This window comes from Aquincola tertiaricarbonis (assembly GCF_000969605.1).
Lineage (GTDB): Bacteria > Pseudomonadota > Gammaproteobacteria > Burkholderiales > Burkholderiaceae_C > Aquincola > Aquincola tertiaricarbonis.
In genome coordinates this window covers 238,979-252,426 of the sequence record NZ_JZUE01000008.1, presented here as the reverse complement: position 1 = coordinate 252,426, position 13,448 = coordinate 238,979, and the positions used below count along the sequence as shown (strand labels likewise).

Annotated in this window: 8 protein-coding genes; 5 read left to right on the top strand and 3 right to left on the bottom strand. The window is 71.2% G+C overall.

What is annotated here, in order from left to right:
• The first annotated feature begins 2 nt into the window (after nucleotides 1–2).
• The 3 genes from VO99_RS12270 to VO99_RS12260 all read left to right on the top strand — a co-directional run bounded on the left by VO99_RS12270 (nucleotide 3) and on the right by VO99_RS12260 (nucleotide 2,400).
• Nucleotides 3–686: a Fe2+-dependent dioxygenase gene (locus VO99_RS12270; protein ID WP_046113128.1), complete on the top strand. Its 684-nt coding sequence runs from the start codon at nucleotides 3–5 to the stop codon at nucleotides 684–686.
• Nucleotides 683–1,819 carry an alpha-hydroxy acid oxidase gene (locus VO99_RS12265; RefSeq protein ID WP_052736298.1) on the top strand — a complete coding sequence of 379 codons (1,137 nt, stop codon included), beginning with the start codon at nucleotides 683–685 and terminating at the stop codon, nucleotides 1,817–1,819. Before VO99_RS12270 ends, VO99_RS12265 begins: the two co-directional genes overlap by 4 nt.
• A 179-nt stretch (nucleotides 1,820–1,998) precedes the next feature.
• Nucleotides 1,999–2,400: an SWIB/MDM2 domain-containing protein gene (locus VO99_RS12260; RefSeq protein WP_046113126.1), complete on the top strand. Its 402-nt coding sequence runs from the start codon at nucleotides 1,999–2,001 to the stop codon at nucleotides 2,398–2,400.
• An 81-nt stretch (nucleotides 2,401–2,481) separates the two neighbouring features.
• Here VO99_RS12260 and VO99_RS28810 read toward each other — a convergent pair whose 3' ends face one another.
• Both VO99_RS28810 and VO99_RS12250 read right to left on the bottom strand, forming a co-directional pair.
• Complete coding sequence (locus VO99_RS28810; RefSeq protein ID WP_052736293.1) at nucleotides 2,482–4,788, bottom strand: hybrid sensor histidine kinase/response regulator; 2,307 nt, start codon at nucleotides 4,786–4,788, stop codon at nucleotides 2,482–2,484.
• Nucleotides 4,785–5,642, bottom strand: a complete 858-nt coding sequence (locus VO99_RS12250; protein ID WP_046113125.1) for an amidohydrolase family protein — start codon at nucleotides 5,640–5,642, stop codon at nucleotides 4,785–4,787. Before VO99_RS12250 ends, VO99_RS28810 begins: the two co-directional genes overlap by 4 nt.
• Before the next feature lie 350 nt (nucleotides 5,643–5,992).
• Here VO99_RS12250 and VO99_RS12245 point away from each other — a divergent pair, with 350 nt between their 5' ends.
• Nucleotides 5,993–6,796 (top strand): MHFG family PEP-CTERM protein, encoded by an 804-nt coding sequence (locus tag VO99_RS12245; RefSeq protein ID WP_052736292.1) that lies wholly within the window; start codon nucleotides 5,993–5,995, stop codon nucleotides 6,794–6,796.
• Here the strand turns inward: VO99_RS12245 and uvrA are convergent.
• Complete coding sequence (gene uvrA, locus VO99_RS12240; protein WP_232315342.1) at nucleotides 6,786–9,680, bottom strand: excinuclease ABC subunit UvrA; 2,895 nt, start codon at nucleotides 9,678–9,680, stop codon at nucleotides 6,786–6,788. The genes VO99_RS12245 and uvrA overlap by 11 nt on opposite strands.
• A gap of 215 nt (nucleotides 9,681–9,895) precedes the next feature.
• Here uvrA and VO99_RS30815 point away from each other — a divergent pair, with 215 nt between their 5' ends.
• A complete protein-coding gene (locus VO99_RS30815) occupies nucleotides 9,896–13,438 on the top strand; it encodes a patatin-like phospholipase family protein (RefSeq protein WP_046113123.1) in 3,543 nt (1,180 codons plus the stop codon).
• Nucleotides 13,439–13,448: the final 10 nt, after the last annotated feature.

Below are 13,448 nucleotides of genomic sequence, written 5' to 3'. Positions count from 1 at the left end.
CCATGCTGTTGACCGTCCCCGACGTGCTCGATGCCGCCGAACTGCAGCACGCCCGCGCGCTGCTGGCCGGCGCACCGTGGACCGACGGGCGGTCCACCGCCGGCCCGCAGGCCGCCGCGGTGAAGAACAACGAACAGCTGCCCCACCGCTGCGAGGCGGCGACGCAGCTGCGCACGCTGGTGCTGAAGGCGCTCGACCGGCACCCCATCGTGTTCTCCGCGGCGCTGCCGCGGCGCGTGCTGCCGCCGATGTTCAACCGCTACGGCGGCGCCACCAACACCTACGGCGCGCATGTGGACCAGGCCATCCGCTTCTCGCCCGACAACGGCGAGCGGGTGCGCACCGATCTCTCCTGCACGCTGTTCCTGAGCGAGCCCGACAGCTATGACGGCGGCGAGCTGGTGGTTCACACCGCCTTCGGCGAGCAGCGCGTGAAGCTGCCGGCCGGCCACCTGGTGCTGTACCCCGGCACCAGCGTTCACCACGTGGCGCCGGTCACGCGTGGCCAGCGGCTGGCCAGCTTCTTCTGGATCGAGAGCATGGTGCGCAGCGACGAGCAGCGCCAGCTGCTGTTCGACCTCGACATGAACCTGATGCGCCTGCGCGAGCAGCACGGCGAGACCGATGCCGCCGTGGCCCTCACCGGCACGTACCACAACCTGCTGCGCATGTGGGCCGCCACATGAGCGGTACCGGCAGGCCGCGCGTGCCCGCGCTGGAGCAGGTGCCGGCCGATGTGGTGAGCCTGCCCGACTACGCGGCCCATGCCCGCGCCCGGCTCGACGACAACGCCTGGGCCTACCTGGCCGGCGGTGCGGCCGACGAGATCACCCTGCGCGCCAACCGCGCCGCCTGGGACCACCTGGCACTGGTGCCGCGCGTGCTGCGGCGCCTGGCCGGCGGCCACACCCGCGTGCAGCTGCTGGGCCGCACGCTGGCGCATCCGCTGCTGCTGGCGCCGGTGGCCTACCAGCGGCTGGCCCATCCCGACGGGGAGCTGGCCAGCGCGCATGCGGCGGCCGCACAGGGCGCCGGCTTCATCCTCAGCGCGCAGGCCAGCGTGCTGATGGAGGACGTGGCCCGGGCCGTGCTGTCCGATGCCGACCGTGGCCCGCTGTGGTTCCAGCTGTACATGCAGCATGACCGCGGCTTCACCCGCGAACTGGTGCAGCGTGCCGAAGCCTCGGGTTACGAGGCCATCGTGCTCACCGTCGATGCGCCCAGCCATGGCGTGCGCGACCGCGAGCGCCGCGCGGGGCTCAAGCTGCCGGCCGATGTGTCCGCGGTCAACCTGGCCGCGCTGCCCAAGGCACCGCGCACGCAGCTCACGCCTTCGCAGAGCTGGGTGTTCGATGCACTGATGCCCGATGCGCCCACCTGGGACGAGATCGACACCCTGCGCAGCCACACCAGGCTGCCGCTGCTGCTCAAGGGCGTGATGCACCCCGAGGACGCGCGCGAAGCCGTGCGCCAGCGGGTCGATGGCCTCATCGTCTCCAACCACGGCGGCCGCACCCTGGACACCGCCGCGCCCACGGCCTGGGTGCTGCCCCGCATCGCCGATGCGGTGGGCGATGCCCTGCCGCTGCTGGTGGACGGTGGCATCCAGCGTGGCACCGACGTGCTCAAGGCCCTGGCCCTGGGTGCACGCGCGGTGCTCATCGGCCGGCCCTACATGCATGCGCTGGCCACCTGCGGCGCCATCGGCGTGGCCCATGTGCTGCGCGTGCTGCGCGACGAACTGGAGGTGGCGATGGCGCTGTGCGGATGTGCCAATCCGGCCGAGGCCACGCGCGAACTCTTCTTCGATGTGCCGTGAGGCTTGAAATAGGCTTTGTCCTAGCGCTTCTACGCGTGTTCTCCGAGGGAAAACGGCTTCTCAGCCCCTGACGCAAGCAGTACCATTCGCGCCGCAGGGTGCCCAGAGAGAAACGATGGCTCATGCGGCCCTCACCTCCACCCGGCACATCAACCAACTCTTGATGGAGCGAATTCAAAATGGCAACTGCGAAGAAGGCGCCGGCCAAGAAGGCCCCGGCGAAGAAGGCTCCGGCGAAGAAGGCTCCGGCCAAGAAGGTCGGTGGCGCCAAGCCACCGATCAAGGCCACGGCCAAGGCCCCCGCGAAGAAGGCCGCACCGGCCGCCAAGAAGCGCACCCCGAGCGCAGCCTTCATGAAGGCGATGACCCCGAGTGAAGCACTGGCCGCCGTCATTGGCGCCACGCCGGCACCGCGCACCGAGGTCACCAAGAAGGTCTGGGACTACATCAAGAAGAACAAGCTCCAGGACGCCGAGAACAAGCGCATGATCAATGCGGACGCGAAGCTGAAGGCGATCTTCAAGAAGGATCAGGTCTCGATGTTCGAGATGACCAAGCTGATCAACGATCACCTGAAGTAAGCCGTTCGAGCAGGCGCCGCAAGGCGCCATCGAACAAGAGCCGGTGCTGATGAACTCAGCACCGGCTTTTTCTTTGGGCCTTCAGGGCCGTGCGCGGATGGCCTGCTCCACCGTCTGGAGCATGCGGGCCACGTCGATGGGCTTGGTCCAGTAGTCGTCGAAGCCGGCCTGGCGTGCGGCGGCGATCTGCTCCGACATCGCATCGGCCGACAGCGCCACGCAGCGCAGGCCGGCGGTGCGCGCATCGCCGCGCAGCGCCGCGATGATCTGCAGCCCGTTCATGTCGGGCAGGTTCATGTCCACCAGCACCATGTCCGGCAGCAGCGTGCGCACGCGCTCCAGGCCCTCGGCGCCATTGCGCGCCACCACCAGGTGCCAGCCGCGCTGGGCGCGGAACACCTCCTGCATCAGCAGCGCGTTCAGCGGCTCGTCCTCGATGTAGACGACGCGCCAGGGCGGCTTCTCCTCCACCGGCGCGGGCAGGCCATTGCTGTCCGCGCGGGCCAGCGCCACGCTGAAGCGGCTGCCCACGCCGGCACGGCTGGTGACTGACAGCGCACCGTTCATCGACTGCACCAGCTCGCTGGCGATCACCAGGCCCAGGCCGCTGCCTTCGATGCGCTGTCGCTCCGCGCCCAGCCGGTTGAAGGGCTGGAACAGCTGGCGCTGCTCCTCCTCGGTCAGGCCGGCGCCTTCGTCCTCGATGGTGAGCACCACCTGCAGCGGCAGCGCCCGCAGCTCGAAGCGCACCTGACCGCCCGGCCGGTTGTACTTGATGGCGTTGGACAGCAGGTTCACCAGCACCTGCTGCAGCCCGCGCGGATCGGCCTGCACCCACACCGGGCCCGCCGGCAGGTCGGCCGGCAGCTGCGCCGAATGCACCGACAGCAGCGGCCGCACCATGCCCACCGCCGCTTCCAGCGAACGCACCAGGTCGATGGCCTGCACCTGCAGGCCGAACTCGCCGCGCTCCAGCCGCGTGAGGTCGAGCACGTCGTTCACCAGCGCCAGCAGGTGGCGGCCGGCCTGCTCCACGCCTTCCAGCCGGCGGCGCTGGGCCGCGCCCAGGGGCTGCTCGCGGTCCAGCCCCATGAGCTGCGCGAAGCCGAGGATGCCGTTGAGCGGCGTGCGCAGCTCATGGCTCACGCGGGACAGCAGCTCGCTCTTGGCACGGTTGGCGCGCTCGGCCTCTTCCTTGGCGCGCTGCAGCTGCACCGCCTCCTGCTGCGCCGTCACGTCACGGCAGGTGCCCACGATGGTCAGCGGCCGGCCATCGGCATCCATCTGCGCGCGGGCGAACACCTCCAGCCAGCGCAGGCCGCCATCCGGCAGCCGGAAGCGGTAGCGCGCCTCCATGCGCTCGCCGTCATGCTGCGCACGCTGCAGCGCGGCACGCGCCAGCTCGCGGTCGTCCTCATGGATGCGCGCCAGCCACTCGTCCACCCGCATCGGCGGATGCGGCCAGGCCAGGCCGTGGTTGATGCACGCCATGCGGTCCAGCAGCAGCGACTGGTCGCGGCAGTCGATCTGCGCCAGGCCGGTGGCGGTGGCCTCGGCGGCCAGCAGCCACCGCTCCTCCGACGCGCGCAGCGCCAGCTCCACTCGACGGCGTTCGCTGATGTCGGAGACGAAGCCATGCCACAGCCAGCCGCCTTCGGGCGGCTGCTCGGGCATCGCGCGGCTTTCCAGCCAGCGTTCCTCGCCATCGGCCTGCAGCACCCGGAACTGCACATGCCACGGCGCCTGGGCCTGGCGGGCACGCAGGTAAGCCTCGTGCAGCGCCGGCAGCTCGGCCGGATGCAGCCGCAGCGGACCATGCAGCAGCTGCGTGTGCAGGCCGAACAGGCGGCCTGCATCCAGCAGGTCGTCAGGGAAGTGGCCGGCATCCGCCTGCAGCTCGCGGTACTGGTACAGCGCGCCGGGCAGCAGCGCGGTCATCTTGCGCAGCTGCTCGTCGCGCTCGCGCTCGCTGCGCGCCAGGGCCACGCGCACGCTGACGTCGCGGGCGGTGCCGCGCCAGCCCGCATGCAGGCCCAGCGCATTGAACAGCGGCACCGCCGAGCGCGACACCATCACGCGGCCGCGGCTGGTGCGCACCTCGGTCAACGCGCCGCTGAAGGCCACCGGCCGTGCCAGCCAGTGGTACAGCCGCTCGTCGCCCAGGGGCTCGCCATGGCTGTCCAGCAGCGGTCCGTCAGCCAGCGCCTGGCCGATCAGGCTGCCGCCATCGACGCCACCCAGCGCATCGGTGGAGCCCGCCATCCAGGTGTAGCGCCAGGCGGTGTCGCACTCCCAGAGCACGTCGCCCGAAGCGCGGGCGAAGTCGGCCAGGCGCTCGGCGTCCAGCATGGCCGGCGCTGCGGCAGCGGGGGGCAGGCTGGCGCTCACCGCGGCTCCGCAAGGCCGAACCAGCCGGCGGCATTGGCCCAGCCGATGCGGCGGGCCACATCGGGCGGCAGGTCGCCCAGCCATTCGCGGGCATCGCGCATCAGCGTCTCGTAGGCGCTCCAGCGGGGCGTCACCCAGGTGTCGGAGCCGATGGCGAAGCGGCCGGGATACTCCATGAGCAGCGCCTTCCACTCGGCGCTGAGGCGTCCGCCTTCGGTCAGGCCAGGCCGGTAGGACAGCTCGCCCATCAGCTGCGGATAACGGTCGAGCAAGGCCTTGACACGTGGCACCGGCGCGCCGCCGATGCCCGTATGGGCCCACACCAGCCGGGCGCCGGGGGCATGGGCCATCAGCCGGTCCACCGCGTCGTCGTCCACATGGGCCAGCACCAGCAGCCCGCGCTGCTCGGCCAGCTGCATCAGGCGCCGGGCCACGGGGCCGTCCGCGTTGGTGCTGTCGTACAGGTGGAATTCGCCGATGCCGCGGTACGGGCCGGCCGGGGTGCCGCGCGCCAGTTCGTCGAGCACCATGCGGTAGATGCTGTCGTCGGCGAACCAGCCGGTGTAATCGGCGCGGTTGCGGTACAGCCGCACGAAGGGCACCACGGTGACGCCGGCTGCGCCCGCCTCATCGCGTGCGGCGGCCAGCGAGCGGGTTCCTTCATTCGGGCGGCTGTTGGCCACCGCCGCCCGCACGCCACTGCGTTGCAGGCGGGCGAACACATCGGCGGTCGGGTGAGCGTCGAAGGCCTCCACGTTGTAGTGAAGGTGCATGTCGAACAGCGGGCCGTCATACGGTGCGGCCCAGGCGGCGCTGGCGACAAGGCTGGTGAGCAAGGCCCCCAGGTAATTCATCGGGGATCTCGGGGTACTGCGGTGGTGTTCAGAGGCGGTTTGACGCCACCCCAAAGGGGGAAGTGTCGAGTGCGCATTAGATGACTTTTTGCACGACCGTCACACCGGCGTGAAAAAGTGCACAGGTGGACAGACCAGGTCTGGCACGAGCCGTGCCAACAAAAAGACTGTTCGCGCTTGACGTCTGCATTTCGCGACATAAGCACGCTGTAGTTTTCCAACGGCCGCTGACAATGTGCGTCGGTCGTAAAGTTAGCAGTCACTAGGCGTCCGCTGGCCCCTTTCCCCACCGTCCAATGAAACAACCGTTGATCGTCTGGTCCCTCTGCCTGTCCCTGGTGACAGGTTGGATGCCAGCCCACGCCGCACCCGCCAAGAGCAGCGTCAAGACAGCCACCGGCAACAAGACGGTGAACAACTGCTCCTGGGACAGCCCCGGTCACAACCCGTACATGGGCGACATCCCTGCCGCGGTAGACCGCTACACCGACATTCCGCCCGACGTACGCGCCCGCCTCAAGCAGCGCATGACGGAGCGCAAGTACGACGAGATGGTCACCATCCGCCGGGACAGCATCGTCGGCAAGGACCTGTACAGGGCCGAGATCAGCGACATGCACTTCGGCAGTGGCAGCGTGTGCAACACCGTCACCCGCAACAAATGGGCGGCGGACGCGCAGGAGCGCGGCCTGGTGTACTGCGAGAGCGGCCATTGCATCCTGGTGCCCACGGTGTGCCGCAACGTCAGCCGCATCACCCGTGCGGGCGGCGCCACCGCAGCCGGCCCGGGTGAGCTGGACTTCGAGCCGCCGGGCGCAGGCCAGACCGCGCTGGCGCCCGCGCCGGAAAGCTTCGAGAACCTGCCGCCCACCGGCGCCGGCACCGGCGACACGCCGGCCATCGGCCTGGCGGCACTGCCCAGCGCCCCCAGCACGATCTCCGGCCCGATCATCGGCCCGTCGTTCGGTGCGCCGCCGCTGGGCGGCCCCATCTCGATTCCCACCGCGCCGCTGCTGCCCTCGGGCAGCCTGCCGTCCATCCCTGCCGTGCCGCCGCCGGTGCCCGAGCCCGGCACCTGGGCGCTGATGGCGGGCGGCATCGCGCTGCTGGCGCTGCTGCGCAAGCGCCGCCTCGCCGCGCTGCCTATTCGCTGAGCAAGGGCGCGAGGAAGCGCCCGGTGTGGCTGCCCGCATGGGCGGCCACTGTCTCCGGCGTGCCGGCCACCACCAGCGTGCCGCCGCCGGCCCCGCCTTCGGGGCCCATGTCGATCACCCAGTCCGCCGTCTTGATGACGTCGAGGTTGTGCTCGATCACCACGATGGTGTTGCCCGCATCCCTGAGTTGGTGCAGCACCTGCAGCAGCAGCCGGATGTCGTGGAAGTGCAGCCCGGTGGTGGGCTCGTCCAGGATGTAGAGCGTGCGGCCGGTGTCGCGCTTGCTCAGTTCCAGCGCCAGCTTCACCCGCTGCGCCTCGCCGCCCGACAGCGTGGTGGCGCTCTGCCCCAGCTTGATGTAACCCAGGCCCACGTCGAGCAGCGTCTGCAGCTTGCGCGCGATGTTGGGCACGGCGCTGAAGAACGGCGTGGCGTCCTCCACCGTCATGTCCAGCACCTGGGTGATGTTCTTGCCCTTGTAGAGCACCTCCAGCGTCTCGCGGTTGTAGCGCGCGCCGTGGCACACGTCGCAGGGCACGTAGACGTCGGGCAGGAAGTGCATCTCCACCTTCAGCACGCCGTCGCCCTGGCAGGCCTCGCAGCGGCCGCCGGCCACGTTGAAGCTGAAGCGGCCCGGTCCGTAGCCGCGCTCGCGCGCCGCCGGCACCTCCGCAAACATCTCGCGGATCGGCGTGAACAGGCCGGTGTAGGTGGCGGGGTTGCTGCGCGGCGTCCGGCCGATCGGGCTCTGGTCGACGTTGATCACCTTGTCGAAGGCGTCCAGCCCTTCGATCTCGCCGTGTGGCGCCGGCTCGGCATGGCTGCCGTACAGCTTGCGCGCCACCGCCAGGTACAGCGTGTCGTTGACCAGCGTGCTCTTGCCGGAGCCCGACACGCCGGTCACGCAGGTGAGCAGGCCCACCGGGATCTCGACCGTCACGCCCTTCAGGTTGTTGCCGCGCGCATCGACGATGCGCATCTGCGGCCGGCCGACGGGGCTGAGGGGCGGCGCCGGCCGCTCGATGCGCAGCACCCGGCCCAGGTACTGGCCGGTGAGCGAATCGGGATTCGCCGCCACCTCGGCCGGCGTGCCCTGCGCGATGATGCGGCCGCCGTGCACGCCGGCGCCGGGGCCCATGTCCACCACGTAGTCGGCGGCGCGGATCATGTCCTCGTCATGCTCTACCACCAGCACGCTGTTGCCCAAGTCGCGCAGGTGCTGCAGCGTGCCGATGAGGCGCTCGTTGTCGCGCTGGTGCAGGCCGATGCTGGGCTCGTCCAGAACGTACATCACGCCGGACAGGCCGCTGCCGATCTGGCTGGCCAGGCGGATGCGCTGCGCCTCGCCGCCCGACAGCGTGTCGGCGCTGCGGTCCAGGCTGAGGTAGTTCAGGCCCACGTCGTTGAGGAAGCGCAGCCGCGCGCGAATCTCGCGCACCACCTTGTCGGCGATGTCGGCCTTGGCGCCGATCAGGTGCAGGCCGTCGAAATAGGCCTGGCAATCGGCCAGCGTGGCGTGCTCCACCTCGAAGATGGCGCGGCCCTTTTCGCCGTCGGCGCCTTGCAGCAGCACGTGGCGCGCCTCGCGCCGCAGCCGTGCGCCGCCGCACTCGGGGCAGGCGCGGGCGTGCTGGTAGCGGGCCAGGTCTTCGCGCACCGCGACCGAGTCGGTCTCGCGCATGCGGCGCTCCAGGTTGGGCAGGATGCCTTCGAAGGGGTGCGAGCGCTTGACGGTGCGTGAGCGGCCGCCGGGCCTGGTCGCCTCGGCGGTGTAGCTGAAGCTGATCTCGTCGCCGCCCGAGCCGTAGAGCAGCACGCGCTGGTGCTCGGGGCTCAGCGATTCGAACGGCTCGTCGATGTCGAAGCCGTAGTGCTTGGCCACGCTCTCCAGCAGGGAGAAGGTGTAGGCATTGCGACGGTCCCAGCCCTTGATCGCGCCGCTGGCCAGGCTGAGCGAGGGGAAGGCGACGACACGTTCGGGGTCGAACACCGTCACCTGCCCCAGGCCGTCGCAGCCCGGGCAGGCGCCCACCGGCGAATTGAACGAGAACAGGCGCGGCTCCAGCTCCGGCAGCGAGTAGCTGCACACCGGGCAGGCGAACTTGCTGCTGAACAGGTGCTGGCGGTCGCTGTCCATCTCCAGCGCCAGCGCGCGGCCATCGGCAATGCGCAGCGAAGCTTCGAAGCTCTCCGCCAGCCGCTGGCGCAGGCCGCTGGCCACTGCATCGGCGCGGATCTTCACGCGGTCGATCACCACGTCGATGTCGTGCTTCTCGGCCTTCTTCAGCTTGGGCAGCTCGGCGGCTTCCACCACCTGGCCATCGACGCGGAAGCGCACGTAACCCTGCGCCTGCATGTCGGCGAACAGCTCGACGAACTCGCCCTTGCGGTCGCGTGCCACCGGCGCCAGCACCATCAGCCTGGTGTCCTCGGGCAATGCCAGCACCGCGTCCACCATCTGGCTGACCGGCGTGGCCACCAGCGGTAGGTGGTGCTCGGGGCAGAACGGCGTGCCGGCGCGGGCATATAGCAGGCGCAGGTAGTCGTGGATCTCGGTCACCGTGCCGACGGTGGAGCGCGGGTTGTGCGAGGTGGCCTTCTGCTCGATGCTGATCGCGGGCGACAGGCCCTCGATCACGTCCACGTCGGGCTTGTCCATGAGCTGCAGGAACTGCCGCGCGTAGGCCGACAGGCTTTCCACGTAGCGGCGCTGGCCCTCGGCGTACAGCGTGTCGAACGCCAGGCTGGACTTGCCCGAGCCCGACAACCCGGTGATGACGACCAGCGCATGCTTGGGCAGGTCGAGATCGATGTTCTTGAGGTTGTGCGTGCGGGCCCCGCGAACACGGATGGCGGGGGTTTCGGCAGCTTTAGGAGGGGGCAAGGCAGCAGTCATCGAGAGCGCGAGGCAACCGGGCATGATAGTTCGCGGGACGTTTGCGCGCAGGGCAACCCCCATGCACCACGCTTGCGTGGCCGGCGCACGCCGGCCTAGAGTCGGGCGCAGTCGAGCAAACCGTGGACCCGAAAGCCCCCACTTCCCCATGCCCGCAGGGCCGCGCTCCCGCGGACTCCTGGCAACGTGCGGAACGGGCCGCAGTGCTGCGGCGCCGCCGGCGGGCCGGGCTCAAGGAGGAGGTGGCCGCCAGCGGCGCCCCGCGGCCCAACGCCCGCCTGCGCGAGCTGCCCACCGTCGGCCTCGCGCTGTCGGGCGGCGGCGTGCGCAGCGCCACCTACGGGCTGGGGCTGATCCGCGGGCTGGCGCAGCGTGAACTGCTGCCGCGCTTCGATTACCTCTCCACCGTCTCCGGCGGCGGCTACGTGGGCGCCATGCTGGGCCGGCTGGTGCTGGCGTTGGGCGTGCGGCAGGCCCAGGCGATGCTGGCCGCGCGCCGCTCACCGCTGCTGGACTGGATGCGCCGCAATGGCCGCTACCTCACGCCCGCGGGCACGCACGACGTGGGCGTGGCCGCCGTGACCTACCTGCGCGCCTTCGTGGCCATCCACGGCGAGTTGATGATGGCCGCGCTGCTGTTCGGCCTGCTGGTGGTGGCACCGCACCTGTGGCAGATGAGCACCGACACGCTGGACCCCAACGCCTGGCAGGCCTGGGGCAGCCTGTGGCTGCCGCTGGCCACGGCCTGGATGTGCGCCACCCTGCCCGGCCTGGCCTGTGGCTACTGGGTGGCGCGCGAGGGCCCCGATCCCACGCGCCGCCACACCACCCATGCGCTGCATGAGCAGCTGATGGCCGCGGCGCTGGTGGCCTGCGCGCTGCTGCTGCCGTGGCTGGCCTGGCGGCTGCGGCTGCTGAGCCCGCTGGCCGAAGGCCGCATCGGGCTGCCGCTGGTGCTGCTGTCGGTCGCCTCGGTGGCAGCCGGCGTGGCCACCACGCTGGTGGTGCTGGCCCGCAGCCCGGTCAGCCGCGGACTGGCCAGTGCGCGCCTGCGCCGCCGCACCACGGAGGTGACGCGCCAGGCCCTGCTGATCGCGGCACTGGCCGTGTTCATGGGCCTGCTGGACCTGGTGAGCTGGCGGCTGCTCAAGCTGGCCCTGTCGGACCGCGACTGGCTGTGGGGCGGCGTCGGCCTGGGCGGCTTCGCGGCCCTGGTGCTGCGGGCGCTGGCGCAGCCGCTGCAGCAGATGGTGCAGCAGGCGAGCGCCTCGCTGGGCACCTGGACCCCGCGGCTGCTGAATGCCGCCGGCGTGGCGGTGCTGGCGATCGTGCTGTGCTTCTGGCTCAGCACGGTGCAGTGGCTGGTGTTCACGCCGGCGCCGCTGGGCTGGCTGGATGCGGTGCCGCCGGTGTGGCGTGCCGGTGGCATCGCCGCCTGGTGCGGCCTGTGGTGGCTGACCACTGCGCACAACGGCGGCATGGCCAACGCCTCGTCGCTGCACGGCTTCTATCGGGCACGGCTCACGCGGGCCTACCTGTCGGTGGGCAACCCCAACCGGCCGGTGCTGCAGCCGCAGCTGGACGGGGCGCATGCGGACGTGACGCAGGTGGTCTCACGCGACGACGCCGACCTGCGCGACTACCACCCCGAGCGCGCCGGAGGCCCGGTCCACCTGATCAACACCTGCCTGAACCAGACGCGCGACGACCTGAGCGGCCTGTTCAACGCCGACCGCAAGGGCACGGTGCTGACGGTGCGGCCGGACGGCGTGGAGATCGGCCCGCGCGAGCGGGTGTGCTTCACCCGCGCCAGCGAGGTGGGCACGCTGGGCAAGTGGATCGCCATCTCCGGCGCGGCCGCGGCGCCCGGCGCGGGGGCCTACACCTCGCGCGGCTGGGCGCTGCTGCTGTTCCTGGTGGGCGTGCGGCTGGGCCACTGGGTGCGCGAGCCGGCGCCGCCGCAGGCGCCGCGGCCTGCCTGGTGCGACGCCCTGTGGCGGCTGGCCGCCAAGCCGCTGATGCTCTGGTCGGAGGCCACGGCCACCTACCGCGGCCGGTCACGGCCGTGGTGGTACCTCTCGGATGGCGGGCACTTCGACAACACCGGCGTGTATGCGCTGCTGCGCCGGGAGGTGGACTTCATCGTGCTGGTGGACGCCAGCTGCGACGCCCGCTACGAATTCCTGGACCTGGAGAACCTGGTGCGCAAGGCCCGCATCGACTTCGGCGCCGAGATCGAGTTCTATCCGCATGAGGAAGCCACCCGCCGCTTCGGCGTGGGCGACGGCGGCCTGACGGTGCTGTCGCCCCAGGACATGGCCGACAGCCAGAGCGCGCGCGGCGTGCTGCTCGGCCGCATCCGCTACCTGCGGCCGGCGGGCTGCGCGGCCGGCACGCCCGAGCACCACGGCACGCTGCTGGTGATCAAGCCCAACCTGCATGCCGCGCTGGACGTGGACGTGCTGGCCTATGCCCAGCGGCACGGGCGCTTTCCGCATGAATCCACCGGCGACCAGTCCTTCGACGAGGCGCAATGGGAGAGCTACCACCGCCTGGGCGAGGACGCCGGCGCCGCGCTGCAGCCCGCCTGGCTGGAACGGCTGCCCGGCTGGCTGGAGCGGTCCAGCGATGCGGTGGAGCATCCCGCGCGGCTGCGCCAGCCTGGCCGCGCCAGCCCCGACAGCACGCCGCAGCCCGAGCCGGCCTGGCGACGCGCCGCCAAGAACAGCGCCATCGGCACCACGCTGGGCCTGGGGGCGTCGGGCACGCTGCTGCTGTCGCTGTGGCAGGTGAGCGACCAGCTGCGCCAGAACGAGAACGCGCAGCGCGCCGAGGTGCGCACGCTGTTCACCGAGGTGTCGCGTGCACTGTCCGCGGTGGACATGAGCTGCCCCAAGGTGCCCGCGCATGTCACGCAGCAGGTGACGATGCTGCAGGACCTGGTGCAGAACCCTGCGGTGCGCGAGGCCGACCGCGTGGGCGTGCAGCGGCTGCTGGAAGTGACGCATGAGCAATGCCGCACCGCGGAGATCACGCCGTCGGAGCCGTGCATGGCCGCCATGCGCAACACGCAGGACACGCTGTGCGCCGCGCTCGGCACGCTGCCCAACCGCGACGCGCTGAGCTACTGGCATCCCTTCGAGGTGCCGCCGGCCCGCCTGCTCAACTGGCCGCGGCTGGTAGCCCTGGTGCAGGACCGCTGGCGGGCCGGCGGCGCGCCGCCTGCGCCGGTGGGCACACCTGCGCCGGCGCCGGTGCCGTACCCACCCGCCACCGGCGTGCCGCCGCCCACCGCACCGGTGCCCACGCCCGAGGAGACGGCTGCCGCGGCGCTGCAGGCGGCCTGCCGCGCCAACGGCGTGCAGCCGCTGCGCGTCTACACCCAGGTGTACGACGAGGCCTCGCGCAGCGAAGCCACCGGCCTGCGGTGGGCGCTGCAGCAGGCCGGCGGCGAGGTGCTTCAACTCGCGCCGATCGAGAACGTGACCCGCAGCGCCTCCCTGCGCCAGCAGCGCCGGCCGGTGCCATGGCCGCAGCCCACGCTGGTGGTGCACCAGCGCAGCGACCTCGATTGCGCCCGCCTGCTGGCCGAGCATGTGCTCCAGCACTGGGGTCCCGGCAACGGCGGTGAGGTGTGGGTGCGCGAGCTGCCTTCCAGCCTGCGCACCAGCAGCGGCAGCCAGCGGGTGATCGAGCTGTGGCTGCCGCCCAGCAGCGCCAGCGACCGCGGCGCCACCGTGCGCTGAGCCGCACCGA

Coding starts and splice junctions, on each gene's coding strand:
- VO99_RS12250 (WP_046113125.1), bottom strand. CDS start 5,642: ATGAATTACCTGGGGGCCTTGCTCACCAGCCTTGTCGCCAGCGCCGCC.
- VO99_RS12270 (WP_046113128.1), top strand. CDS start 3: ATGCTGTTGACCGTCCCCGACGTGCTCGATGCCGCCGAACTGCAGCAC.
- VO99_RS12260 (WP_046113126.1), top strand. CDS start 1,999: ATGGCAACTGCGAAGAAGGCGCCGGCCAAGAAGGCCCCGGCGAAGAAG.
- VO99_RS12265 (WP_052736298.1), top strand. CDS start 683: ATGAGCGGTACCGGCAGGCCGCGCGTGCCCGCGCTGGAGCAGGTGCCG.
- VO99_RS12245 (WP_052736292.1), top strand. CDS start 5,993: ATGCCAGCCCACGCCGCACCCGCCAAGAGCAGCGTCAAGACAGCCACC.